Raw genomic sequence first — 25099 nt, 5'->3', positions numbered from 1 at the left:
ATTATTCTTTGACGCCACCAATTGTCAGACCACCGACAAAATACCGTTGGAAGAATGGATAGGTGATCGCAATCGGTAAGGTTGCAACAACAACGATTGCCATGCGAGCAGTTTCGCTTGGCAAAGCGGCCAAACCACCTTGGATCTGGGCAGCCATACCAGAGCTTTTGGCTAGATAGTCCAAGTTGCTTTGAATCCGCATCAAAAGTGCTTGTAAGGGCACTAAAGAGTCTTTTTGAATATACAACAATGCATTGAACCAGTCATTCCAATAGCCAAGAGCGGCAAATAGACTGATCGTTGCGATCCCTGGAACGGCTAACGGCAACACGATGGACAGAAAAATCTTCATTTCGCTGGCACCGTCGATGCGCGCAGATTCTATAATACTATCTGGTACCGTCTTTTTAAAGAAGGTCCGCATAACAAGGATATTAAAAGGCCCTAAGGCAAGGGGTAAAATCAACGCCCAAATCGTGTCTTTCAATTGGATCAAGTTGACCATCACTAAGTAATTGGCAACCATCCCTGGCGCAAACAACATGGTGATCAAAGCGAAGATCGTAAAGAAACGACGGAATGGAAAATTTGAGCGAGAGATGACATAGGCATATAGCGAAGTCATCGTTGCATTGACGAAGGTACCAAAAACAGTGATAAAAATAGATACGCCAAATGCTTGGAAAATTTTGCTGCTCATTTGTCCGCTAAACAGGTAGGTATATGCTGCGAACGAAAATTCTTGTGGCCAAAAGCGATAACCGTTTTCTGCCAAAGAGGTTTCACTGGTCAATGAGATCGCGATCACAAAGAGAAACGGCAAGACACAGGAAATCGCGAACAGACCGATCACGATATTAAAAATCAGATTGACCGTTGGGTTAAAGGAGCGGATCTCGACTTTCGTTACTTTTTTCTTCATTTATCCATCCTCCTTAGAATAATGCTGAATCTGGTTCTAGTTTACGAACAACCAAATTCGCTGTTAGTAATAATAATGCCCCAACCACTGATTGATAAAGGCCGGCAGCTGCGGTCATCCCGAAGTCGCCTGTGGCAGTCAGTCCATTATAAATGTACGTATCTAAAACGGAGGTGACTTGGTACAACGCCCCAGAGTTTCGTGGGACTTGATAGAAAAGTCCGAAGTCGGCACGGAAGATCCCACCGATGTTCAAAATCAACAGGACGGAAATCATTGGAATCAGCTGTGGCAACGTCACATTTTTAATCTGCTGCCATTTGCTGGCACCATCGACCATCGCGGCTTCGTAATACGTTTGATCGATCCCGACCACTGACGCATAATAGATGATGCTGTTGTAGCCTAAGCTCTTCCAGACATTCATAAAGACGAAAATAAACGGCCACCATTTCGGATCAGCATACCAGTTGATTCCTTCACCGCCCATACCCGTGATCCATTGGTTGATGATCCCTTTGTCTGGACTCAAAAAGGCATAGACAAAGTACGAAATAACCACCCAAGAAAGGAAGTACGGCAACAGAGACATCGTGTGATACACTTTTACCAAGCGCTTATTGCGCAGCTCACTCATAATAATGGCAAAGGCAATCGCAAAGAATAGGTTGAATGCTAAAAATACGATATTGTAGAGTAGGGTATTTCTAGTGATCAGCCAAGCATCATTGGATGCAAATAAAAATTTAAAGTTATCAAAGCCGACCCATGGGCTTTGTTTCAAACTGGCAAAAAAGCCGTCTGGTGAAATGTGGAAATCTTTGAACGCCACCACATTTGCGAATACAGGTATATAGAAAAAAAAGATAAACCAGACAACACCTGGCAAAGCCATCAATATCAATGCTTTGTATTGCCAGACATTCCTCCAAAACCCCTTTTTCTTCACATCTCATCATCTCCTTCATGCTACTAGAATAACGCTTTCATCCCTAAAAAATAAGGAACAAACTAAAGATAAAATGAAACAAATTAAAGGTCTTTGTTTATATTTTGTTTTTATTCTCTAAAAACCTGAAAAACGTCCTACCTTTTGCAAGATAGGACGCTTCATTGATTTGTTTTTTATGAATGATCAGTCGACAAAACCGTTTTGTAGAATCACTTCGTGGAACCACTCACCAGACTTTTTGATGGTCCGTTTTTGGGTAGCCAAATCGACAGCAATAAACCCGTAACGATTTTTGAATTCATTCAGCCAAGACCAATTGTCCATGCAGGTCCACATGTGATACCCGCGGCACTGGCTGCCTTCTTGGATCGCTTGGTGAACATACCGCAAATGATCTTTGATAAAGGTGATGCGGTACTCATCTTGGATCTGACCGCTGGCATCGATAAAGCGTGTCTCATCTTCGACCCCCATGCCGTTTTCTGAAATATAACAGGGGATATTGCCGTAGTTGTCTCGTAGGTTGATCAAGGTATCATAGATGCCTCGTTCATAGATCTCCCAGCCTCGATGGGGATTGATTTTCTTTTCTGGCCAATCATACACGTCGAAGTAATCTTCTGGCATTGGTGTGTCCGCTGTTTTGGCAGAACGCTTTTGCTGCACCCGCCGTGGCTGATAATAGTTGACCCCCAAGAGATCGACCGTGTTTTCTTTAATGATCTGCAAATCTTCTGCCCTGGTTTCTGGCATGATCGCCAACTCGTTTAAGACAGCGATCAATTCTACAGGAAAGGTGCCTTTGACCGCTGGATCTAAGAAGGATCGGTTAAAAAAGGCATCTGCCAGTTGCGCCGCTTGGACATCTTTTTCATCGTTCGGATCTTTCGGATAAGTCGGTGTCAAATTCAAGATGATGCCGATTTCGCCTGATTGCTGAGATTGACGGAAGCGTTGGATCGCTAAGGCGCTGGCGAGTGCTTCATGGTAGCCGACTTGCACCGCATGTGCCAAGTTGATTTCTGCTGGGTAATGCTGTTGATACAAATACCCCATCTCCACTGGCACGATCGGTTCATTTTGCGTGAACCAATGACGGACTTGATCACCGAACAACTCAAAACACAAAGCAGCATAATCTGCAAATGCTGTGACAGTCTCGCGATTGAGCCAGCCGCCTTCTTTTTGCAGTGCCATCGGCATATCAAAATGATACAAATTGATGAAGGGTTCGATACCATTTTCGATCAAAGTGGCGAAGTACTCGCGATAAAACGCCACCGCCTGTTGATTGACCGCTCCTCTTCCTTCTGGCAGCAAGCGACTCCACTGGATCGAGGTTCGAAAAGAATTAAAGCCGATCTCTTTCATCAACGCCACATCTTCTGGGTAACGCTGCAGCAGCTGGACGGTATCTTTTGGTCCCCGTTTTTGATAAAAACGTTCTGGCTCCGTTGCGTACCAATAGTCCCAAATCGAATCACCTTTGCCATCATCGGCCGTTCGTCCTTCAGTTTGCGGACCGCTGGCAGCGGCTCCCCACCAAAAATCTTTAGGAAAATGCAGGTTAGTCATGGGCAGTCACCTGCTCTTTGCCTAACAAGAGACAGCCGATAATCCCGCTTTTGTTCGGCAAGCCCCAAGTGACGATGTAGTCTTCCACTGGTGGTGTCTCCATATAGCCTGCCATTTGTTTTTGGAAGGCTTGTTGGATTTGAGCGAGTAGATGCGGCTGATTCATGACCCCACCGCCTAAAATGATTTTCTCAGGTGCTAAGGTCAACGTGATATTGACCAGCGCTTGCCCTAGATAAAAGGCCTGCAACCCCCAAATCTCGTGCGCTTGCGGCAAGTCTTGTCCTTTGATCCCCGTACGTCCTTCTAAAGAAGGCCCTGCGGCTAATCCTTCCAGACAGTCGCCGTGATACGGGCAGGTGCCAGCATACGTATCTTCACTGTGGCGTTTGACATAGGTATGACCGATTTCTGGATGACCGATCCCCTCGAAAATCTTTCCTTCACGAACGACTCCTGCGCCAATGCCGGTTCCTACTGTCAAATAGACACAACTGTCTTTGCCTTGCGCCGCTCCTTGGCGTAATTCCCCATAAGCGGCAGCATTGACATCTGTTGTCCAAGCAAATGCTGTCTCTGGGTAGCGCTTCTTCAATGCACCGAGAAAATCGAACTGCTGCCAGCCCTGTTTCGGCGTCGCTAGTATGTGGCCATAGGTCGCTTGGGTTGGATCGATCCCGATCGGACCAAAGGAACCGACCCCTAATGACACGAGATCGTAGGGATCGAAAAAGGCAAAGATCGCCGCTAACGTTTCCTCCGGTGTTGTCGTTGGGATCGACTCTTGGGCGATGATCGTCAGCTGGTCATCGGCAACGGCACAAATCATTTTTGTGCCGCCGGCTTCAATTCCTCCATAAACCATCATTACTCACTCCTTTACTCCAATGGTACGAATTTCATATGGGTGTAATTGCTCATTGACGGTCGATGCTTGTTCTTCCTCTAAAAGGTTCAACAGACAGAGCGTCGCCTGCTCTTTTTGCACGTGAAAGGCAGTGGCTTGATTCGCCAAATTATAGCCCCGCAAAACGATCTGCTGGTCTTGGCGATTGCGTTTTAAGGCGGTGATAGCTACCGTCGATCCATGAGCTTCCATGTATTGGTTGCTGCTGGCTAGCTTGCCTTGATGCTTGTCGGTCTGACTTGCCGTCCAAGGAACTTGGGCAGCTTGTGCTTGGCGATACGTTTCATAACGTTCTTCAGGAGCCCCATGACAGGCTACGCCGTATTCAAAGGTGTGGCTGCCTAAGCATTGCGCTTCTGGTGTTGGGAAGTAGCCCCAATCGCCTAGCTCTCCCGTACAGCGCAACAAGGTCAAGCAGATCTGATCCTTCACGATTTCATATTCGTTCAAACCAAAATTAGAAACCGTCATGCCGCTAGTTTCATCATGCAAGTTGACAAAGGCGTGCTGATGCTGCGGATTTGTTGGGTTTTCCCAATGACTGGAAACCTGATTCGGCCGTTTTACGACTTCATAAATGCTGTCAGCTTCATGGAAATCCGTGATGATCCCTGTTGGGAATAACACTCGCAGTCGGTGATCTTTGCTTTGGTTGTTGACGGTGGTTTTAAATGCCAGGCGGTTGCTGGTTCGTTCTAAACGGATCTCCGTCTCGATCTTGAAAGCAACCAATTCTTGACTCCGCTGTGCCTTACGGAAACGGAAATCGACGACAGCTTTTTGTTCTTCTAACAAACGGTCATCTGCTGAAACGGGAATCTGCAATTCTTGCGTCAGTCGCACGATCCCCACCAGTGGATCGTTTTGTTCGATCGTCACGTGATGCGGAAATTGTGTCGATAAGATTGCTTGATCCCCTTCTGGTTGTTTGAAGATGTACTCATTGGCGATATCCCCCACATCCTCGAAAACCAGTAAATTGCGATACGTTTTTTGGGTTGCTTTGTCTGTAATCGTCAAGCTGCCGTTTTCAGTAATGACGGCTTCCAAATGTGCGTTGGCAAGTTTGCGCCCTCCTTCTGAAACGATCGGGGCGCTCTCTACTGGCGTAGCGGCTTTTTCTACTAGGGCAAAGGTCTGCCATGAAAATTCTGGCAACTGGTTTGCTTCAACTTGGACCTTGACAAAGCGTTTCATGAAAGGAATCCGAAAAGCATCTTTAGGCAATTCATAGTCAAAAAGGACCTCTTCTTCACTGATGATCGCAGCAACAGGGTTCCCCTGTTCATCGATCACCGAATAAGAACCTTTTGGCTTCGCCAACAATTCGTGGTAAAGCTTGCTTGGCAATCCTTCACGGAATGTTTTACGCTCAAGTTCGATCACGACTTCCACTAAACCAGAACGGGTGCTGCCAGTGGTGTTGAAGACCACGAAGGGGCGACTCTCCTCAGGAAACTGGCTCGTGTCGATGGCGGCTACTAAATTGCGTAACGCTTCATCTGCCACGAACTTGCCGATTTCATTGGCTTTTTCAAAGCGCGGCATCATTTCTCGGTGTACTTCGTCCACTGAACAGCCGCAGATACTGTCGTGAGGATGATTTTGCATCAGGGTTTTCCACGCATGATCCAACATATCGTGAGGATAGCTGCCGCTTGCTTCATAAGCCATAGTTGCTAATGGCTCCGCAACATTTTCTAATTGGCGGGAAACCTTTGTATTCCATTGTTTTAGATAAACTCGGGAAGAGGCGGTATTGGCTAGAGTATACCAACCATCGGTTTCTTGACTGGTCAATTCACCGGTGACAGTTCCTAGGTCATCTGGCAGATCTGCTTGCACCGCTTCAAGGTATTCGGTAAAGCTGGCGTGTTTGAATTCATACTCTGGGAAAAGCTCGTTGGCTGTACGAATCGCTGCCGAAATATCTTTTTGGACGGGTTGATGATCGACCCCATTCATCATTAAGTAATGATTGGTGGCTCCAAATTTTTCTACATCTTGCAGTTTTTGTGTCCAAAAAGCTTTGGCTTCTGCTTTATCCACTGGAATCTCATTGCCATTGGAGTACCAGTTGGCAAAAAGTAGACCAAAGATTTGACTGCCATCTGGACCTTCCCAATGCATTTCAGAATATTGGGAAGTAAATTGATCATCGGGTAAAACTTCGTTGTCAAAGCCGATCGGTTTGACGCCACGCCCAAATGCAGCACTTTCAAGATTGGCTTGCAGCATCATTTGCGGAGTTTGTCCCATATTGCCGAAGGTATCTGGGAAATACCCCAACATAACGGGGGGGCCCCACTTTTTGCTTTCTGCCATTCCAATCAGCATATTACGGGTGTTTGATTCGGCACTGATCAAAAAGTCATCTTGCAAAATATAAAACGGACCGATCTGTAATTTCCCTTGTTTGATGGCCGCTTTGACCGCCTCGCGTTTTTCAGGCCGCACTTCTAAATAGTCATCCAAGATGATCGTCTGTCCATCTAGATGGAAGCTGTGAAACTCAGGGTCATTTTCAATTAATTCTAAAAGATCATCCATCAATTCCACTAGCCGCATGTGATGCTGTTCGTAAGGCATGTACCATTCCCGATCCCAGTGGCTGTGTGAAATGATATAAACTTGTTTCTTCATTGATTTTTACTCCTCGCTGTTTGCGTCGTTGGACTGCTTTTTGTGTCACTCGAATGGTGGTGGGTCGTGCTGCTTATTTTTCCACTCGGATATCGAAATAATCCATGACCAATTCACAAAACATCATGTTCGCCCACGAGAACCATTCTCTCGTGTATTGCGAAGGATCATCGACATCGAACCCTTCATGCATCAAATTTGTACCCGCATCTGTCGCCACTAACTGATCCAAAATTCGTTTCTTTTCTTCTTTGTCAGTGGTGGTCATCCCTTCCATTGCCATGGCGATCGGCCACACATAATTTTCTGGCGTATGAGAGCTACCAATGCCTTTGGCGTGTTTCCCTTCATAGAAATACGGATTTTCACTGCTCAACAACGTTTTACGGGTTTGAAGATAAAGGGGATCTTCCATGCTGCCATACCCCAAGTAAGGGGCGGCGATCAAATTCGGCACATTGCTGTCATCCATCAGGGTGCCATTGCCGAATCCATCCACTTCATAGGCGTAGACTTCTTCGCCAGCTTGGTTCGTGGTCAACCCGTATGCTTTAATCCCTGCTTCAATGTCTGCTTGTAGTTTTTTCGCTTGTGCCACGATCGCTGCGTCTTCTAAAACCGTCGTAAAGATTTCTTGGATATAGCCTAAGACCACCACCGCAAACATATTGGAGGGAATCAAATAGCCGTATTTGCAGGCATCATCACTTGGTCGAAAGCCTGACCAAGTCAAGCCGACAGGTTTCACTGGTGCGCCTTTGCCGCCATGAGTCAAGGTATCTTCTTTTCGCCAGGTATCCCGTTCAAAGCGATATGGAGATTCCTCATGATTTTGTTCTGTCACAAACACTTCCAAGGCTTTTTTGATGCCTGTTACAAAATCATCATTGAACTGATCGGTTCTGCCTGTGTTTTTATATAGCAGATAGGCCAGTTGGATCGGATAGCATAAAGAGTCGATCTCATATTTGCGTTCCCAGATCCAATCGTTCATTTCTGTATCGTCTGTTTGGTGGCCAGCGCCATTGGCTGATTCGTTAAAGGCATTTGCGTAAGGATCGATCGTAATATAGTAGAATTGCTTCTTGACTAACCCGCTGATCATGCTTGCTAAGTCTTCATCTTCTTTGGCGATCACCAAATACGGACGAACTTGTGCAGTGGAATCTCGCAGCCACATGGCTGGAATATCCCCCGTCAGTAAAAAGGTCGTGCCATCCTCATGACGCTTGACCGTCGTTAATAATGTATTGGCAAAGGCTGCGTTAAAATTTTTCGCCCAATCGGCATGCGTTTCTCCGCATAGATCCGTAATCGTTTCCATAAATGTTGCTACTGAAGTTGGTATTTCTTTATAAACCATTCCATCACCTTCCCTGATTTGATATATCAATTTACGAACCTAGTATATCATGAATTAATTGAATGTCTAGCGCTTTTTCAAAATAATTAAAGGGTTTTCATTTTTATTGATTTATGGTATGCTAACAAATATGATATATCAAAAGGGGTTTTCTTATGAAACAACCATTATATAAAAAAATTTACGCGGAGCTTCACGAAGCCATCGTTGAAGGGCGATTAGCGCCTGGCAGTCGTGTCCCTACTGAAAAAGAACTATCTGAACAATACCAAGTCAGTCGGATCACCTCTAAAAGAGCCTTGACGGAACTGGAACAAAATCAGCTGATCTATCGCGTGCAAGGCAGCGGCAGCTTTGTCCGAGAATTGAAGGAAAAAAAAGCGACTGGACGAATTTTGTTTGTCTTGCCCTTTGCCAATGATCTCTCTTTAGGAAACTTTACCGAAGGCATTTACCCCGTGATGCAAGAACACGGCTTTGAACTTTTGATGACACCAGTGGATTATTTGGAAAAAACGACGGCAGCTGAGCTGATGCAAGAATTCGACGGCCTGATCTATTACGCCAGCAATACGTTTTCTTACTATGACTTGCTGTTCGAATGTGCTGAAAAGCACTTTCCTATAGTGACCTTAGATAAAAAGCTGCATGAGTTTAATTTTCCAGCGGTGATGCCAGATAACTTTCAAGGTGGACAGCTAGCCACGGAGCATTTACTTGCGTTGGGGCATCAACGGATCGCTTATATTTTTGGTGATACCCATCATCCGCAATCCGTCCGTCAGCGTTATCTAGGTTACATCGATGCGCTGAAAAAAGCCCAAAGAACCTTTCGCACCAAGCTCGACGACACGGCTGCCAGCATCGCAAATGCGCTCGCCTACTTGGAAGAACATCAGGTCACGGCAGCCGTCTGTGAAAATGACTTGATCGCCATCGAATTGATGCGTGCTTTGCGCCAAGCAGATTTGCACGTCCCTGCCAACATTTCCCTAGTTGGTTTCGATAATATCCAAGCCGCAGCCCTCGTTGATCCAGCACTAACGACTATCGGGCAGAATTTTGCCGAGATGGGGCGCTTGGCAGGAAACCAAGTGATTGAGAAAATCAACGCTGCGAAGGCAGCAACCCCAGTACCAACGGAGACGACCACCCATCTAGTGGCGGTTTCTTTGATCAAAAGAGAATCAACCCAATTAAAGGAGTGAACCAAGTGAACGTATCAATGATCGACACACGACACGGAACAGACAACCAATATAGTTTTTCCCACGGCAACTGCCTGCCTTATACAGGGGTTCCTTTTGGCATGAACTACTTTGCCCCGCAAACCAGCGATCAACGCGGCAGTTGGTGGTTTCATCCAGAAGATCGAACCTTTCAGGGCTTTCGCATCACCCATCAGCCTAGCCCATGGATGGGGGATTTCAGCCATCTGACGATGCTGCCGATAAACGGCACGCTTTCTGAAAATACCCTTTTCCATGCGCAAAGCTCGTATCGTCCCGAAGAAAGCACCTTTAATCCAGCCTTTCTTAAAATCAAGACGCAGCGGTATTTAACAACAACGACTTTGATCCCCAGTATGTATGGCGGTGTGCTGACTATTGAAAACTGCGGGGATCAGCCAGGTCTTGGCTTGTCACTGCCGGGTGACTATGTCTTAGAACAGTTGGATGAACAAACAGTGGCTGGTCAACTGATCGTATTTTCAGGGTGCGAAGATGAACGCTTCACCTTCCATTTCGTCTATCGTTTTGAAACACCCATCACGGCGATCGAAGGTGCCTTGACAGGCAAAGAAGCCTTCGTCGTTCTCCGCTTTAATGATTGCCAAACACAGACGATCCGTTTTGCGACCTCGTTTCTCAGTCGCGAACAAGCTTGTTTGAACTTGCAACGGGAACAGCAATGGGCTCCTGCCGATTATCTGGCTTCTGTCCAACAGCAATGGAATCATTTTTTGCAAAAAATCGAGATCGAGCATCACGATCAAACACAAGTTTCTACTTTTTATCATAATTTTTATCGCTTATTCTTGTTTCCTCAAACCTTCTTCGAAATCGATCAAGAGGGCCGCAAAATGCATTGGGATACCTTGGCAAAAGCAATCAAACCAGGACCACTGTATACAAACAACGGCTTTTGGGATACGTATAAAACTGTCTACCCGCTCTTTTCACTCTTGGCTGTCGAACAATTGGAAGACATGCTGGAAGGCTTTTTGAACAGTTATCGCGAAAGCGGCTTTTTACCAAAATGGCTATCGCCAGATGAGCGTGGATTGATGCCAGGGACGCTGATCGATGCCGTGATCGCTGATGCCGCAGTAAAAGGCATTCGTCCTGATTTGATGCCCAAATTTTTAGCAGCGATGAAAAAAGGCGCCACCGTCCAAAGTGAAAATCCCAATTATGGTCGGCGCGGCACGACGGACTATTTGACTTACGGGTATGTGCCATTGACGCATCATGAATCGGTCAATCACACCCTTGATTATTGTTACAGTGATTTTTGTATTTCACAAGTCGCGCAACAGCTGGGTGACGAGCAAGCAGACTATTATCAGCAGCAATCGCAAAACTACCGCAACATTTTCGATCAGGAAACTGGCTTTATGCGGGCAAAAGATCCCGATGGTGCCTTTCGTCCAGAATTCAGTGACATACGCTGGGGCTTAGATTATGCAGAAGGCAGTGCGTGGCAAAGCAGTTTTGCTGTTTACCATGATTTCGCTGGCTTGATCGCCGAACACGGCGGCAAAGCGGCCTTTGAAGCAAAACTGATCGACTTGTGCAATCAAGAACCTCGCTATACGACAGAAGGCTACGGCTTTGAGATCCATGAAATGAGCGAGATGGCTGCACTCGATTTTGGTCAGCTGGCGATCTCCAATCAACCAAGCTTCCACTATCCGTATCTATTCAGCTATTTGGGCAAACCAGAAATGGCACAGCCCTTGATCAAGCAGCTATTGACACAATGCTTCAATGACTCGCCCAAAGGCTTTCCTGGCGATGAAGACAACGGTAGCATGGCTGGTTGGTACATTTTCAACTCCTTGGGCTTTTATCCAGTCACACCAGGGACGGGGGAATATGTCATCGGCATGCCATTATTTGATCAAGCAACACTACATCTTGCTTCAGGCAAAGACTTAGTGATCAAGAGCACGCCCAATGCGCCGCAACAGCTCTTCGTGGATAAAATCACATTGAACGAAGAACCCTTCGAGCGATTGTTTTTCACCCACCAAGAATTGACTGCCGGTGGTACATTGAACTTCCAGCTAGGTATCGTCCCTCGCAGCAAAGAGTGGTCAGCCGATGCCTATCCTTATAGCGTCAGTCAACCACATGCATAACGAAAAAACCGCTCCTTAGCAACAGGCAGCAGTCTACTTTCAGTCAAATGAAAGTACGTGCTATCCCTGCTAGGGAGCGGTTTTTTTATTGGTTCATTTGTAGCGGTAACAGACGTTCGATGGTTTTCAGCACGCCATTTTCATCGTTTGACTTGGTCACAAACGCTGCCGCTGCCTTGACTTCCTCAAAGGCATTGCTCATGGCGAAACTAAACGTGCCAGCTGCCATCAACTCCAAATCGTTCAAGCCATCGCCGAAGACCATAGTCTCTTCTGGTGTGACGTGCAGCAATTCTTGCAAGTGTGCCACAGTCGTTCCTTTGTGGACGCCTTGATTGGTGATATCGATCCAAGCGGCTTCCGAAGCCACGATGTAGGCGTCGTTTGTAAACTCACCTAACTGTTGGACATGCTCAAAGCAACGTAGTTTGGGATCAAAAATAGTGAGCTTCACAAAATCTTCGGTGATGGTTTGATAATCCGTCACCGTTTTGACCACCCGATAAGAGCCCCGAACTTTCTGGGCATCTGCTTCATTGGTCGTTTCCGCAATGTACGCCGCAGTCGGTGTACAGGCAATGATCACATGATCTTGCGCAATCGCAGCGAGCTTCGCAATGATCCGCCGCCCTAATTCGTTTGGCAGCAGTGATTCAAAGATGTATTCGCCTTGATGTTTGATGCGGGTCGCGCTATCCCCAAGAATCCAAACATCCGCTGCTGCTTCACCAAACAGTTCTTCCACTCGTTCACACTGTTTGCCGGTACACGCAGCAAAAGCAACACCCGCTTCTTTCATTTGTTGGCTGACTTGTTCATAATAAGGCCGATCAAAACTGCCTTGGCTGTTCAAAAATGTGCCGTCTAAATCTGTGATGACTAATTTGATCATACGTTTCTCTTCCCCTCTACCTCGTGTCCTCTTTATGGCGAATCACTTAATTAACATTGTTAATTAAGTATACTTATTTTCAAGTTTTTCGTCAAGTCAGTCTTTTAAAAACTTTACATCGTTTCATCCCGTCGGTATACTTAATTAAATCACTTCATTAAGGAGAACACCTATGGCTTCTACCACCCATTCCATTCGTCAGCAAAACAAACAGCTGGTTTTAAAAACCTTATTTCAAAACGGGGCATTATTCGCCTCCGATTTAGTAAAGAAAACCGGCATCAGCATGGTCACCACTAACTCATTATTAAAAGAATTGTTGGCAGAGGGGGAAATCACTAAAGGTCCGCTGGAGCAAAAAGAGCTAGGGCGGCCTGCCGTGACCTATCAGCTAAACCAAGAGCGAGGCCATTCTCTTTTGCTTAGTTTTATCGATCACGATGGTTCCTTGGCTCTTTGGTCCATGCTGATCGACCGCAAGGGAAAGGTTTTGGCAAAACACGACCAGCCCTTTCCTGATGTTGCCCCTCATCGCTTTCAAGAATGTGTAACGAACGAGCTAGCATTATTTCCCTCTGTGGAACAGATCGCCCTCTTTTTACCAGGAAAAATCAGTGGAGGAACCGTGACTTCCAGCTGGTATGAAAAATTTAATGGCTGGCAGCTGGCAGCCCTCGTGGCAGAGGTCACTGCACTGCCCTTCTACTGTCAAAACGATGCCCATATTTTAACGATCGGCTATTGCATCGCCCAACAGATCTCCTTGCAGCAAACCATCGTCGGCATGTACAATCCCGAAAAAAGCATGCCTGGTATCACGCTCCTGGTCAATGGTGCGCTTTTAGAAGGAAAAGATGCCCTAGCGGGAGAGGCAAAATTTTTGCCCGGCTACTTGGATCAAGGGGCACCGCAAGACCGCACGGCTTTGGTTCAGCGCCTGACAAGCTTACTGCCATTTTACAATGCAGCTTTTGCCCCCCACTGTATCATTTTAGCCAGCAGTGATGCAGTAAAAACCGATCTCTTAGACGCGATCCAAAAAAATCCATTGCTGCAGCAACAACCCAATCAGCCTGCTTTCCATTATATCGATGCTATCGAGGAAGCCATGGTGCTAGGCATGCACTGGCTGATTTTCCGCAAGACACCTTTTGACTTAGCCCGTTGATGACACAAAGACCATAGAATAATTGAGGCGGTGTGATATGAAAATAGCTATCATTGGTGCTGGTCCTCGTGGACTTTCACTTTCAGAACGACTGATCGCTCATAGCAAACAAAACAAACAAGCCATCGACTTGCTGCTGTTTGATCCCTTTCTTCCTGGGGCAGTTTGGCGCACGGACCAATCGGCGGATCTGCTATTGAATTCTGTAACCAGTCAAGTCACCCTTTTCACGGATGACACATTAAGCACCGGCGGTCCCGTGGTCAAAGGACCTACCTTATACGAATGGGCAGTGACAGAAGGGAAACATTTCGCAGCCACGCATGCTCCTGAGCTCGTTGCGGAATGCACAGCACTTGATTCACTTGATCCTAACAGGCATTGCTCGCGGGCGTTATATGGCCTCTATCAGCAGTGGTTTTATCAGCAGCTATTAAAAGAGCTGCCTGAATCCATTACCGTCAACCATCTGTCAGACAGTGTCAGCTCCTTGACCCCTCTTTCCAAAAATCGCTACCAGTTGACGACGGCTCACCAAACATTTCTTGTTGATGCCGTCGTCTTAGCTACAGGCCATTCACAAGCCCAACTGTCAGCAGCAGAACAACGATTGGCGGCGGCCGCAGAAAATAATGGCTGGTTTTATGCACCGCCAGCCAATGCGGCAGATACGGATCTAACGGCGGTGAAAGCTGGCGAACCTGTGATTTTACGGGGACTAGGACTTGCCTTTTACGATTACGTCACCCGCTTGACCAGCGGTCGGGGCGGCACCTTCGTCAAAGTCAATGGATCCCTCGTCTATCAACCTTCTGGTGAAGAACCACAAATCATCGCAGGTTCTCGTCGGGGTGTCCCGTATCATCCTCGTGGCCGCAATCAAAAAACACCGACGCAGCAGCGAAAGCCCGTTTTTTTGACCCCTGAACGCCTCGCTGCTTGGCAAGCAGCCAAAACGGTTGCTGGCAAGACCCTGCTCTTCTATTTAAAAAAAGAGGCAGAACTCGTCTATTATCAGACGCTGCTTTTAGAAAAACAGCTGCTGGACAAAGATCAGCTTGCCGCTTTTACCGCCGCCTTTGTTGCCTCTGAAGGATCTGAAGACTTGCTGAAAAAATGGCAGCTTCCTACGACGGAGTGGTGGTCATGGCAACAACTAGCCGACCCCTTTGCTCAGAAAAAGCAACAGTCGTTGCAAGACTTTTTCATTGCACTATTACGTACCCAAATCCAAGATGCCGAAAAAGGCAATCTAACAGGACCTATCAGCAGTGCCTTGGAAGTCTTCAAAGACCTGCGGGACCCGATTCGGTTTGTTCTCGATCATCAGCTAATGCCAGTACAAGACTTGAAAACACTCTTTTGGCAGTCTTTCGTTCCCTTGAACAGCTTTTTATCGATCGGTCCGCCGGTTCAGCGACTGCAGGAACTGGTCGCCTTGATGGAAGCGGGAGTGGTGACCTTACTAGGTCCTGACATGACTGTTGCGATCGAGGAGGCTTACTGTACGTATTCAAAGCGATTTGACGACACACGCTATCACGCGACGCAACTAATTGAGGCTCGCATTCCATCGACAGCGATTCGTCGAACCAACAATTCCTTGTTGCGGCAACTGCTAAACGATCGGATTATTCACCCGCACCAGTTGGCGATCCCCAATGAGGTGCCTTTTGAGACGGGTGCGATCGCCATCGATCCTGAGACCAATCAGATCCTTGGACCAGATGACCGCCCTTACCCTACCCTCTATTGTTTTGGGATTCCCACAGAAGGCATCCACTGGCTGACGGCTGCCACTGCTCAGCCAGAAACCGATGCTTGGAATTTACGGCAGGCGGACCAGATCGCCGCTGACCTCTTGCACCACACCTTCTAGTCGCTTCTGTTCTATCAAACGCAAACTTCCGAGGAAACGCTTCGGAAGTTTTTTGTTTTTCTTTCGCAAATCCGCAGAAAGGATTTCTCTTTTTTGAATATTCTTGAAATTTTCTTTAATTGTTACACGAAAATTGCGACAGTCCTAGAAAACCGTTACAATGGAAGAAACGAACGTAGGGAGGTTATCAGATGACCGCTGAATTACAAAAAATAGATGCCTTGATCGCCGAAGTGGAAAAAGTGATTTTAGGCAAACGAGATGTGATCCAATTTACCGTGGCTGCGCTGCTTGCTGGCGGACACGTTTTATTCGAAGATATCCCTGGTGTTGGGAAAACGATGTTGGTCAAATCGTTAGCCAAAGCCATTCAAAGTGACTACAAACGGGTACAGTTTACCCCAGACCTTTTACCTAACGATGTGTTAGGTGTGTCGATTTTTAATTCCCAAAGCCACCAGTTCGAGTTTCGTCCTGGCCCGATCTTCACCTCCGTCCTCTTGGCAGATGAGATCAACCGAACCACACCAAGGACGCAAGCCTCACTCTTAGAAGCCATGTCAGAAAATCATGTCACCATCGACAATCAAACGTACCCATTGAGTCCCCACTTTTTTGTTTTAGCCACGCAAAATCCAATCGAGTATGAAGGAACGTATCCTTTGCCTGAAGCCCAATTGGATCGTTTTTTGTTCCGCCTGCATATCGGTTACCCAGATTTTCAAGATGAGCTCGCCCTCTTGACTGGAAAACGACAGCAAAGCTTGGATCAGATCCAAACCATCTTACATGCTGATGAAGTGACCGCTTTAAAAGCGATGGTCGATGACGTGTATGTCGATGAGCGGGTCGCCCGTTACGCATTGCAGCTGGTTCAAGCGAGCCGTCAGCATAATGCCATTGACCTTGGTATCAGCCCTCGTGGTGGGATCGCCTTCTTAAAAGGGGCCAAAGCGTTAGCATTGACGGAAGGTCGGACCTTTGTCACGCCGCAAGACTTGCAGCGAATTTTACCAGCAGTCTTCGGTCATCGTTTATTACTGAAAGGTGGCGTTCATGCCAGCACGGAGACCCTTTCAGACTTGATGAAACAGATGATCCAACGAGTGCCTGTCCCAACGAGGAGATAGCGATGAAGAAAAAGAAGCTTGAACGCCTGCTGCGCCTCATGTTGTTTAGCGCTGCCTATTTTCTGCTGCTGGCTTACTGTGTGATCTTCAATAATAATGCTGGCTGGAGCCTTTGGTTTTTACTGACTTTGTTATTGTTGCTTGATGCAGTATTCTTGCTCCCCTCCCTCAAGAAGGTTCAAATCATTTTAGAAGAATCGATCCAAGCTGAAACACACACAGCGATCACCTTACCGCTGCAAGTCTTCAAGTATCGCCCGACGCTGCTGCCGCTGGTCGATTTCACCTTACAGTTTGACGATCGTTTCAAGGAAAGTCATCACAGCGCCTTTTATCGAGGCAATCTGATTCGGCTGCAGCTGCCTTGGACCCCAAAGGAGCGAGGCATCTATGAAGAATTGCCCGTTCAATTGTACAGCCATGATCTCTTTGGCTTTTTTGAAAAAAGCTACGCTGCAGTTGCGAAACAATCGATTTTGATCCTGCCTAAATTGGCGCCAGAAGCCGTTACCCTGCTGCCATTTTTTAAACAGCAAGTCCGCAGCCAAACCCACGGAGAACCCAATTTTTCTATTCGACAGTTCCGTCAATACCAGTTAGGGGATTCCTTAAAAAATATCGATTGGAAATTATCCAGCAAACAACAGGAATTGATCTATCGCGAACGAGAACATGAAGAAGAACAAGACATCGTTCTGCTCTTTTGGGGAGAAGATCATCCTGCTTTTGAAGAGACTTTGACACTGTTTTATTCGATCCACCATTTCTCGCAAAATCAACGACTTTTTCAGCCGCTCTTGATTGGTGACGGATTGACTTCTCCTTACCAAACGGATGCCGCTGCCTATGCCCAGATCCTTCCCTTCGAGAAAGTTCCTGAAGGGGTACCGCTTTTGACTGGCAGCCATCTTGTCTTCATTACCCCGGTTTTTACCCCACAACTGGAAGACTACCTCAGTCAGTTGGAAGCAAAAAACAGCTGCCAAGTGTTTACCTACGCTGATTTAATGAGGCAGTTGAATAAACTTGAGGAGGCGGTAGGATGAGATTTATTAAGAAAGCGCTGATTGGTCTTCTGACCTTTCTCAGTCTATCACTGGTGATCTTGCCGTTTATCGCAGTTTATGACCTTGGCAATCAGTTCACCCTTTTAACTTATGCCTTTAGTGTCTGTTTGATTTTGACCGTGGTGCCGAAAGTCCGTTACAGTTTGCCTTTGCTGGCAGCCGCTTGGCTGATCGTCTTGTATCGGATCTTTCCTTATGGGACTGCCTTTTCTTTTGATTGGCTGTTGCGTTTTTGGCTAGACCTGCACCGTGCCTTTCAAGAGATCCTCAGCGGTGAAGTCGGCTATATCACCGAACTGGCGGCGGTGACATTGATCGTTAGTTGGGTTTTGTTTTTAGCGATCTTACCGATCGCATATCAACGCTTTTTCTTGATTTACGCTACCATGATCGGCTACTTGCTAACAGTCGTGATTTTTAATCAATTTGATCTGACGTGGCATTTGATGGGTATTTTTCTTTGTGCCTTGGCTTCTTCACTGATCCAGCGCAGCGTCTTTCAATCCAGTCAAACGATCGCTCCCTGGTTCGCTGTGATGCTATTGATTGGTGGATTAGCCGTCACTGCTGTCTACTTGCCGCAAACGAGCCTGCGGGAACAGTTGGCAGCCCGTTCCACGCCTATACGGACAAATCTGAATCAGCTGGGTTTTTATCAATTTATTGAAGAACATGGCACGCCCAGCGGCTCTCGCACTGGATTCAGTGAAAACGACCGTCAATTAGGTGGACCACTACTGGATGATGCGACGATTTTATTTGAAGCGCAACAAGAAACCCCGCATTACTGGCGGGTGGAAAGCAAAGATTTTTATTCTGGTAAGGGCTGGATCAGTACGAGCCGCGAAGAGGCTCGCTTAGAAGCAGAGGCCGTCACGATCGCGGATCAAAGCTATCAGCAAGCCTATCTTGAGAACGAGTCTGTTCGGGTCCAATTTCAAAACCATGGAGACTATGTCCCATTGCCCTATGGACGCAGCACGTTGTCCCTTGAAAACGGTGCTCGCGGTTTTCAGATCAGCGACGCCATCCAGCGGGTCGATCTCATTGATCCACTCCCAGACACCACCTTGACCCTCGATTGGGACCATCCAGATTTTGCCGCAGAAAATCTCCAAAATCTGCCTTTGATCTATCCGGATTCTCCGATCGATTATATCCAGTTACCCGATTCTTTGCCGCAGCGGGTACGAGATCTCGCAGCTGAGATCACCGCTGACAGCAACAGTCTGTTTGATCAAGTCACGGCGGTTGAAAGCTATTTGAAAGATCCGCTCGTATTCCGCTATTCCAAAACCGATGCCGTCGTGCCTGCAGAAGAGCAAGATTATGTTGATCAATTTTTATTTGAATCACAAGTCGGCTACTGCGACAATTTTTCCACGGCAATGGTCGTGCTACTACGGAGTTTAGAGATCCCTGCTCGCTGGGCAAAAGGCTTTTCTCCTGGATCTCCTGCGACAGAAAACGGCATCACTACCTATACCGTTCGCAACTTGAATGCCCACTCATGGGTGGAGGTCTACTTTGACGGATACGGTTGGGTGCCTTTTGAACCGACCCCTAGTTTCCAAAATCCAGATCGTCCCGTGTTGACGCAAGAATCTACTAGCTCCGAAGAAACGCCGACCGCTAGCAGCGAAACAACACCATCGAGCAGCAGGGAAACAGAAAGCAGCGAAACCACGACCAGCAGTTCTGCAACAGCCGCGGTTACCGATGACGTTTGGTTGACTGAGGAGTTGAAACAAACGCTGCGCAATGGCTTCTTTGGAGGCTTAGCTATCCTAGGACTTGGCCTACTTTTCTATTTCCGCCATTCGTTTTTCCGTATTCATTTATGGTTGATCTGCCGCTTTACCAAACAGCCGCTAGTTGCTGCCTATCCTTTGTTTTTACGGCAAACGACGAAAGTTCTGTACCGTAACGAGGCGGAGCCGTTGATCGATTATGCCCAACGACTCGAAGCATTCTATCCACTGTTCCATGGTGATTTTATCCGCTTGACGCAGCAATACGAAGCCTACCTTTACAGCCAAGAACAGCCGGCTGGTCAAGAAGCCTTCTTGAAGCAAGTCGCTGCCCAAATCAGTCAGCTGAAAAAAATCAACTAAGCAGTGAGGAGAAACGACAAAAAAACGTATCGATCAAAGGATCGATACGTTTTTTGCTTTAGGCGTTTCCTTGACGTTTTTGAACGGCAATAATAATCAGTTTCGTGATTTCCATCAAAACAACTGCCACAGCAGCCATTGCGATACATAGACCGACATGTCCTAAAGTGAAGGTTGCTGGAATCGCAAAGACTTCACGGATGCCAGGAATCAAGGTAATGCTGTATAGTCCACCACAAACGACGATTGCCAACCATACCATTTTATTGGCAAAAAGGCCAGCTTGCCAAGCAGTCTCAGTGTTTGAGCGTGCTGGTAATGTTTGCAATGTTCGGCTCCAGATAAGTGTTGAGAAGGCCATCGCTACACCTAATTCAGGTGATTGGTTCATTCCTAACCATTGTGCCAAAATCACGACAGCGGCAATCAAAATACCACGATACGTTACTGAGATCAATGTTTTTCCAGTGAAGATACCAGCATTTGGATCTCTTGGCTGGCGCTGCATGATCGTTGGTTCGGCTTTTTCCATTCCTAGAGCAATCGCTGGTAATGAGTCGTTGACTAGGTTGATAAAGAGCAGCTGCAAGGCAGTAAATGGATTGTCCCAACCCATCACTAAGGCAAAGACGATCGCAATGATCGCACCTAAGTTTCCAGCAAACAAATACGAAATAGCTTTTTTGATGTTGTCAAAGACGTTTCGGCCAACTTCTACTGCACGAATGATCGAGGCAAAGTTGTCATCCGTCAAGACCATCGCCGCTGCGTCTTTGGCAACGTCCGTTCCGGTTCCCATTGCGATCCCGATATCCGCTTGTTTCAAGGCGGGTGCATCATTGACCCCATCCCCGGTCATGGCAGAGATCTTGCCTTTGTCTTGCCAAGCCCGCACGATACGGATTTTGTTTTCTGGCGAAACACGAGCATAGACTGTGATTTTGTCTAATTGATCCGCTAGTTCGGTTTCTGAAAGAGCATCCAATTCCGTACCAGTCAAGGCTAAGTCGCCCTCGGCTGAAATACCGATCTCTTGTGCGATCGCCACGGCTGTCGTTTTGTGGTCCCCTGTGATCATTACTGTTTTGATACCAGCAGATTTAGCATCCGCTACGGCTTGTTTGACTTCTTTACGAGGAGGATCGATCATTGCCATCAAACCAACCAAAATCAGCTCATTTTCATCCTCAAGTGTCAATTCTCGTGATTGGGCATCGGTCAATGGACGGTAAGCAAACGCCAAGACCCGTAATGCCCGTTTTGAGAATTCTTCGTTTTGATGCTGCAATTTCTGCTTGATTTCATCTGTTAAAGGCACGACTTGATCATCGATCAAGACTTTGGTACTGCGGCCAAAGACGATGTCTGGACCACCTTTGGTCAACAATAAATGTTCGCCATCGATCTCATGTAAGGTAGACATCAATTTACGATCAGAATCGAAAGGCAATTCTTGCAAACGAGGAAACTGTTGACGAATTGCCCGATAAGGCTGATTTAGTTTCTCACTGTAATCCAGAAAAGCAATTTCAGTAGGGTCTCCTAGCTTCGCCCCATCTTCACTGATGGCAGCATCATTGGCCAAGACACTGATCTCTACTAAGCGTTTTTCAGGCAATGTCCAGGTAGTTGGTTCATCGGAGAACGTGCCCGTTTGCCCATTTGGTAAATAGTAGTCAACAACGGTCATTTTGTTTTGGGTCAAAGTCCCTGTCTTATCGGTACAAACGATACTCGTTGAACCCAATGTTTCAACCGCTGGTAGTTTTCGAATGATGGCATGACGCTTCGCCATTTGTTTTGTTCCGATCGAAAGAACGATCGTCACGATCGATTGCAAGGCTTCTGGAATCGCTGCAACGGCTACGGCTACCGCAAACATAAAGGCGTTGACTAAGTCTTGTGTCATATCACCTGTTCCGTCACCTAAGAACAACCGTGCGACTTGAACCCCTAAAATAATCAATGAAAGGACTAAGATCGCCAAGCTCAGTTTTTTACTGAAGCTGTCTAATCCTCTTTGCAATGGTGTTTTGTGTTCAACTGTACTTTCCAATAAGCCAGCCACTTGACCGATTTCCGTCACATTACCAGTCGCAGTTACGATAAACCGACCACGTCCATAAGTGACGATCGTTCCACTGAAGACCATGTTGTCACGGTCGCCGATCGGTGCGGTACGATCGATCACACCTAATTCTTTTTCCGCTGGCGTTGATTCCCCAGTCAGCATTCCTTCATCGACCTTCAAAGAACCCTCTTCGATCAATCGACCATCTGCTGGTACATAGTCCCCAGCTTCTAAAATAACGATATCGCCGACAACCAATTCTTTCGCCAGCACACTTTGTTCTTTGCCATCCCGAATGACGTTAGCATCTGGTGCCGACAGGCTTTTCAAAGCGTCTAACGACCCTTCGGCTTTTTTCGTTTGAATCACACTGACGACGGAATTCAACAAGAGTACTGCGAAGATAACGATCGACTCAACGTGGGCACCCATAACCATTTGGATGATTGCCACGATCAGCAAGACGATCACCATCGCATCTTTGAAGGTATCTAAGAATAAGGCAAAGCTAGATTTCTTAGGTGCTTCCTTCAGCTGGTTCAAGCCATTTTCTAAACGCTTGGCTGCCTCTTGCTGCGTCAACCCCTCTGGACTGCTCTGGACCTCTGCCATAATTTCCGAGATTTCTTTTTGATACATTTCTTTCGCCAATTTTTTTGCCCCTTTTAATTTTATTTTCCTTAGGCACTCTGCTAGAAAAAAAGAGACCTAAGACAAGTATACGCTTGTCTTAGGTCTCACCATTTCAAATAATACCAGAAAGCTGTCGCCAGCTTACTTACTGTTGATATTATCGCAGCTTGCGCCACCGGTTACTCCCCTAAGGAATAATAATAAGAATGTATCATTATCATAACGGAAACTTTTGTGCTTGGCAACTATAAAACATCAATTTGAAAATTTTTTGAAAACATTCTTTTTGTTCCCATTCCTTTTTTTCTGTTACACTAAGGAAGAAAGAAATTTGTACGTTACAGGAGGAAAAACGATGGATCTTTTTGATACTTTTACCCGCCACAGCTCTGTCCGAGATTTTCAACCCCGGCCACTATCAAAGGAACTCAAGCAAAAATTAGTAACGGTTGCCCAGAGCGGTTCCAGTTCGAACTTTGTTCAAGCCTATTCGATCATTGAGGTCAGTGATCCTGAAAAACTGGCTGCCATCGAAGAAATTGCCGGTGCCCCAAATTACATCACTCGAACGGGCGTCTTCTATCTTTTTGTCGCCGACTTACATAAACACCAGCAGCTGCTGACCCAAGCAGGGGTGCCTGATACCCACTTAACCACGATGGAACCATTTATTGTGTCTGTCGTTGATACGACCATCGCTGCCCAAAACATGGTAGCTTACGCTGAAGCGCAAGACTTAGGAATTTGTTACATCGGCGGCATCCGCAATGATTTGCCTCGTATCGCAGAACTTGTCGGCTTACCAAAATTGACGTTTCCGTTATTCGGTTTAACGATCGGCTATCCGCAACACAGAAATGAGCCGAAAGTCCGCTTGCCCCAAGAAGCGATCGTAAGTGTCGATCAGTATCAACCGCTGACGCAGGAGCAAACAGCCCAGTACAATCAAACGACAGAAGCCTATTATGCACAGCGCAGCAGCAATCAACAGCAAACCAATTGGCAAACGAAAATGACGGAATTTTTCCGTGAACCGCGACGTCCAGATGTCGCGGCCTTTATGAAGCAACAAGGCTTCTCAGACCACTTCGGTGAATGAGGACACTAATTACCACGGGAAAATAAAAAACGATCTTTGACAAGGAATCTTGTCAGGATCGTTTTTTGCTTGGTGTAAAAAATCAGGTTCAGGCGGCTCTTGTATCTTTGTCATGCTAATTAACGTGTGGCTTCTTGTGCGGCTTCGTTGACGGCAACTGCCTGCTCACATTTTTCCATTAATTCTACTAACGCTTTATCTAACACTGCTTCATTTTCGGAGGTTCGCTGACTGATTTGCGTCATAGGCTGCGCCGCAAGATCCAGCAAATAGGTAGGGATTGCTTCTTTTTCAGCAAAAGTGCCCTTGATCAGCGGCTGGTAGACAGACTCGCCACAGGGTCCGGTTTTGATAAAGGCTAGTTCGAACTGCGCCTTCCCTGACAAACGCAACCGATAGACCCCATCTTTGGTCAGCAGTTTTTCATCGGCAAAGCGTGCCTGTAATCGTGCGAAACGTTCGTAATCCATGGTATCTGCTCCTTTTTGATTCCTTCTTTTCTCTAGTGTAGCAAATTTCTTGTTAGCAAAACATCTTTTTCATAGAGAACGCCTCCTTTTTCCTCGCTCGGTGATTTTTCACTTTACAAGCAGAACAAACGTTCGTATAATTCAAGTGAGGTGAATGTGTATGCCAGCTGCAAAAATCGCTTATGCAAAACAAGAAACCTATGCATTTGAAAAACACTATTATGAATTGGTAAACTTTCCCACACCAGTGGCGCTTTTGTTTGATGAATTCGCACTGACGATGGAGCGCAATCAAAAATCGTATATTGCGATCCCCGCGCGCTATTCCGTCTTAAAGGTTCCGCTCGTCTTTGTTTTTCGACTAGAGACTAAGGATGCGCCTGTTTATTATTATGAGCACGTACTCGCTGAAAATAAGATCATTCGCCGCTACAACCCCGAGCGTAACTATTTGCCCGGCGGAAGATAGACCAATGGTTCAACCCGTTTGCTATACTTAGCGGCTACACTCTCCTGATGCATATCACTGAGCAGCAGTTCGAATATTTGTCATCCAAACGAAACCCCTCTATACTAAAAAGAAAGGGGTTTTTCACAATGACGAAAAAACCGCCGCAAACGTCTGAAGAAAAGGAAGCCGCTTCTAACAATATGGGACTGGGGATCGGTGTCGGAATGGCATTAGGTGCTGCGTTTGGGATGCTGTTTTTTGACAATCTAGCATTAGGCATGGGTTTAGGCATCGCACTAGGGGTAGCGATCGGTGCGGGCATGGATCAAAAAAGCAGCAAAGACAAGAAATAGCTGCAGCAAGGAGCTGTGTTTATCTGTTACAGCTTGCTGCCCAGTA

At 46.6% G+C, this 25099-nt stretch carries 19 protein-coding genes; 10 read left to right on the top strand and 9 right to left on the bottom strand.

Features of this window, described 5'->3' with window-relative positions:
- Position 1: 1 nt before the first annotated feature.
- The 6 genes from A5867_RS06445 to A5867_RS06420 all read right to left on the bottom strand — a co-directional run bounded on the left by A5867_RS06445 (position 2) and on the right by A5867_RS06420 (position 8362).
- The gene (locus A5867_RS06445; RefSeq protein ID WP_005225516.1) at positions 2-922 is read right to left on the bottom strand and encodes a carbohydrate ABC transporter permease; all 921 of its coding nucleotides are present in this window, start codon (positions 920-922) and stop codon (positions 2-4) included.
- A gap of 13 nt (positions 923-935) precedes the next feature.
- The gene (locus tag A5867_RS06440) at positions 936-1817 is read right to left on the bottom strand and encodes a sugar ABC transporter permease (RefSeq protein WP_086294872.1); all 882 of its coding nucleotides are present in this window, start codon (positions 1815-1817) and stop codon (positions 936-938) included.
- 240 nt (positions 1818-2057) lie between these two features.
- A complete protein-coding gene (locus A5867_RS06435; protein ID WP_016608260.1) occupies positions 2058-3449 on the bottom strand; it encodes a glycoside hydrolase family 1 protein in 1392 nt (463 codons plus the stop codon).
- A complete protein-coding gene (locus A5867_RS06430; RefSeq protein ID WP_081091708.1) occupies positions 3442-4317 on the bottom strand; it encodes an ROK family protein in 876 nt (291 codons plus the stop codon). The genes A5867_RS06435 and A5867_RS06430 overlap by 8 nt, the downstream gene beginning before the upstream one ends.
- A gap of 3 nt (positions 4318-4320) precedes the next feature.
- Entirely contained in the window at positions 4321-6999 is a 2679-nt protein-coding gene (locus A5867_RS06425) for an alpha-mannosidase (RefSeq protein ID WP_087627157.1), read from the bottom strand.
- A 73-nt stretch (positions 7000-7072) separates the two neighbouring features.
- The gene (locus A5867_RS06420; RefSeq protein ID WP_087627156.1) at positions 7073-8362 is read right to left on the bottom strand and encodes a glycoside hydrolase family 125 protein; all 1290 of its coding nucleotides are present in this window, start codon (positions 8360-8362) and stop codon (positions 7073-7075) included.
- A 155-nt stretch (positions 8363-8517) separates the two neighbouring features.
- Here A5867_RS06420 and A5867_RS06415 point away from each other — a divergent pair, with 155 nt between their 5' ends.
- Complete coding sequence (locus A5867_RS06415) at positions 8518-9570, top strand: GntR family transcriptional regulator (protein ID WP_087627155.1); 1053 nt, start codon at positions 8518-8520, stop codon at positions 9568-9570.
- 5 nt (positions 9571-9575) lie between these two features.
- The gene (locus A5867_RS06410) at positions 9576-11726 is read left to right on the top strand and encodes a GH92 family glycosyl hydrolase (RefSeq protein WP_087627154.1); all 2151 of its coding nucleotides are present in this window, start codon (positions 9576-9578) and stop codon (positions 11724-11726) included.
- 85 nt (positions 11727-11811) lie between these two features.
- Here A5867_RS06410 and A5867_RS06405 read toward each other — a convergent pair whose 3' ends face one another.
- Complete coding sequence (locus A5867_RS06405) at positions 11812-12618, bottom strand: Cof-type HAD-IIB family hydrolase (protein WP_015509304.1); 807 nt, start codon at positions 12616-12618, stop codon at positions 11812-11814.
- 172 nt (positions 12619-12790) lie between these two features.
- On the opposite strand from A5867_RS06405, the gene A5867_RS06400 reads away from it, so the two are divergent.
- The 5 genes from A5867_RS06400 (at position 12791) to A5867_RS06380 (ending at position 19976) form a co-directional block, all read left to right on the top strand.
- Entirely contained in the window at positions 12791-13786 is a 996-nt protein-coding gene (locus A5867_RS06400; protein ID WP_087627153.1) for an ROK family protein, read from the top strand.
- Between the two features lie 37 nt (positions 13787-13823).
- Positions 13824-15665 (top strand): FAD/NAD(P)-binding protein, encoded by a 1842-nt coding sequence (locus A5867_RS06395; RefSeq protein ID WP_087627152.1) that lies wholly within the window; start codon positions 13824-13826, stop codon positions 15663-15665.
- A 191-nt stretch (positions 15666-15856) separates the two neighbouring features.
- Entirely contained in the window at positions 15857-16795 is a 939-nt protein-coding gene (locus A5867_RS06390) for a MoxR family ATPase (RefSeq protein WP_005225502.1), read from the top strand.
- A gap of 2 nt (positions 16796-16797) precedes the next feature.
- On the top strand, positions 16798-17841 hold the full coding sequence (locus A5867_RS06385) for a DUF58 domain-containing protein (RefSeq protein ID WP_087627151.1): 1044 nt from the start codon (positions 16798-16800) through the stop codon (positions 17839-17841).
- Complete coding sequence (locus tag A5867_RS06380) at positions 17838-19976, top strand: transglutaminase-like domain-containing protein (protein ID WP_087627150.1); 2139 nt, start codon at positions 17838-17840, stop codon at positions 19974-19976. Before A5867_RS06385 ends, A5867_RS06380 begins: the two co-directional genes overlap by 4 nt.
- A 58-nt stretch (positions 19977-20034) precedes the next feature.
- Here A5867_RS06380 and A5867_RS06375 read toward each other — a convergent pair whose 3' ends face one another.
- Positions 20035-22686 (bottom strand): cation-translocating P-type ATPase, encoded by a 2652-nt coding sequence (locus tag A5867_RS06375; RefSeq protein WP_016608271.1) that lies wholly within the window; start codon positions 22684-22686, stop codon positions 20035-20037.
- A 349-nt stretch (positions 22687-23035) separates the two neighbouring features.
- Between A5867_RS06375 and A5867_RS06370 the strand changes: the two genes are divergently transcribed.
- Positions 23036-23779 carry an NADPH-dependent oxidoreductase gene (locus tag A5867_RS06370; protein ID WP_005225498.1) on the top strand — a complete coding sequence of 248 codons (744 nt, stop codon included), beginning with the start codon at positions 23036-23038 and terminating at the stop codon, positions 23777-23779.
- Positions 23780-23898: 119 nt separating this feature from the next.
- On the opposite strand, the gene A5867_RS06365 is transcribed toward A5867_RS06370, so the two are convergent.
- Positions 23899-24249 (bottom strand): hypothetical protein, encoded by a 351-nt coding sequence (locus A5867_RS06365; RefSeq protein ID WP_087627149.1) that lies wholly within the window; start codon positions 24247-24249, stop codon positions 23899-23901.
- Between the two features lie 160 nt (positions 24250-24409).
- Between A5867_RS06365 and A5867_RS06360 the strand changes: the two genes are divergently transcribed.
- A complete protein-coding gene (locus A5867_RS06360; protein WP_008378984.1) occupies positions 24410-24718 on the top strand; it encodes a DUF5960 family protein in 309 nt (102 codons plus the stop codon).
- A 128-nt stretch (positions 24719-24846) separates the two neighbouring features.
- Positions 24847-25053 (top strand): hypothetical protein, encoded by a 207-nt coding sequence (locus A5867_RS06355; protein WP_015509297.1) that lies wholly within the window; start codon positions 24847-24849, stop codon positions 25051-25053.
- Positions 25054-25099: the final 46 nt, after the last annotated feature.

This window comes from Enterococcus sp. 6D12_DIV0197, assembly GCF_002174385.1.
GTDB classification, from domain to species: Bacteria; Bacillota; Bacilli; order Lactobacillales; family Enterococcaceae; genus Enterococcus_D; species Enterococcus_D casseliflavus.
Note: the sequence above shows the minus strand (reverse complement) of the source record. Positions and strands in the feature narration are given on the sequence as shown.

What these genes read in the sequence shown, in the direction of transcription:
- A5867_RS06445 (WP_005225516.1), bottom strand. Translation starts at nt 922, where the DNA reads ATGAAGAAAAAAGTAACGAAAGTCGAGATCCGCTCCTTTAACCCAACG.
- A5867_RS06440 (WP_086294872.1), bottom strand. Translation starts at nt 1,817, where the DNA reads ATGGCTTTGCCAGGTGTTGTCTGGTTTATCTTTTTTTTCTATATACCT.
- A5867_RS06435 (WP_016608260.1), bottom strand. Translation starts at nt 3,449, where the DNA reads ATGACTAACCTGCATTTTCCTAAAGATTTTTGGTGGGGAGCCGCTGCC.
- A5867_RS06430 (WP_081091708.1), bottom strand. Translation starts at nt 4,317, where the DNA reads ATGATGGTTTATGGAGGAATTGAAGCCGGCGGCACAAAAATGATTTGT.
- A5867_RS06425 (WP_087627157.1), bottom strand. Translation starts at nt 6,999, where the DNA reads ATGAAGAAACAAGTTTATATCATTTCACACAGCCACTGGGATCGGGAA.
- A5867_RS06420 (WP_087627156.1), bottom strand. Translation starts at nt 8,362, where the DNA reads ATGGTTTATAAAGAAATACCAACTTCAGTAGCAACATTTATGGAAACG.
- A5867_RS06415 (WP_087627155.1), top strand. Translation starts at nt 8,518, where the DNA reads ATGAAACAACCATTATATAAAAAAATTTACGCGGAGCTTCACGAAGCC.
- A5867_RS06405 (WP_015509304.1), bottom strand. Translation starts at nt 12,618, where the DNA reads ATGATCAAATTAGTCATCACAGATTTAGACGGCACATTTTTGAACAGC.
- A5867_RS06400 (WP_087627153.1), top strand. Translation starts at nt 12,791, where the DNA reads ATGGCTTCTACCACCCATTCCATTCGTCAGCAAAACAAACAGCTGGTT.
- A5867_RS06395 (WP_087627152.1), top strand. Translation starts at nt 13,824, where the DNA reads ATGAAAATAGCTATCATTGGTGCTGGTCCTCGTGGACTTTCACTTTCA.
- A5867_RS06390 (WP_005225502.1), top strand. Translation starts at nt 15,857, where the DNA reads ATGACCGCTGAATTACAAAAAATAGATGCCTTGATCGCCGAAGTGGAA.
- A5867_RS06385 (WP_087627151.1), top strand. Translation starts at nt 16,798, where the DNA reads ATGAAGAAAAAGAAGCTTGAACGCCTGCTGCGCCTCATGTTGTTTAGC.
- A5867_RS06380 (WP_087627150.1), top strand. Translation starts at nt 17,838, where the DNA reads ATGAGATTTATTAAGAAAGCGCTGATTGGTCTTCTGACCTTTCTCAGT.
- A5867_RS06375 (WP_016608271.1), bottom strand. Translation starts at nt 22,686, where the DNA reads ATGTATCAAAAAGAAATCTCGGAAATTATGGCAGAGGTCCAGAGCAGT.
- A5867_RS06370 (WP_005225498.1), top strand. Translation starts at nt 23,036, where the DNA reads ATGGATCTTTTTGATACTTTTACCCGCCACAGCTCTGTCCGAGATTTT.
- A5867_RS06365 (WP_087627149.1), bottom strand. Translation starts at nt 24,249, where the DNA reads ATGGATTACGAACGTTTCGCACGATTACAGGCACGCTTTGCCGATGAA.
- A5867_RS06360 (WP_008378984.1), top strand. Translation starts at nt 24,410, where the DNA reads ATGCCAGCTGCAAAAATCGCTTATGCAAAACAAGAAACCTATGCATTT.
- A5867_RS06355 (WP_015509297.1), top strand. Translation starts at nt 24,847, where the DNA reads ATGACGAAAAAACCGCCGCAAACGTCTGAAGAAAAGGAAGCCGCTTCT.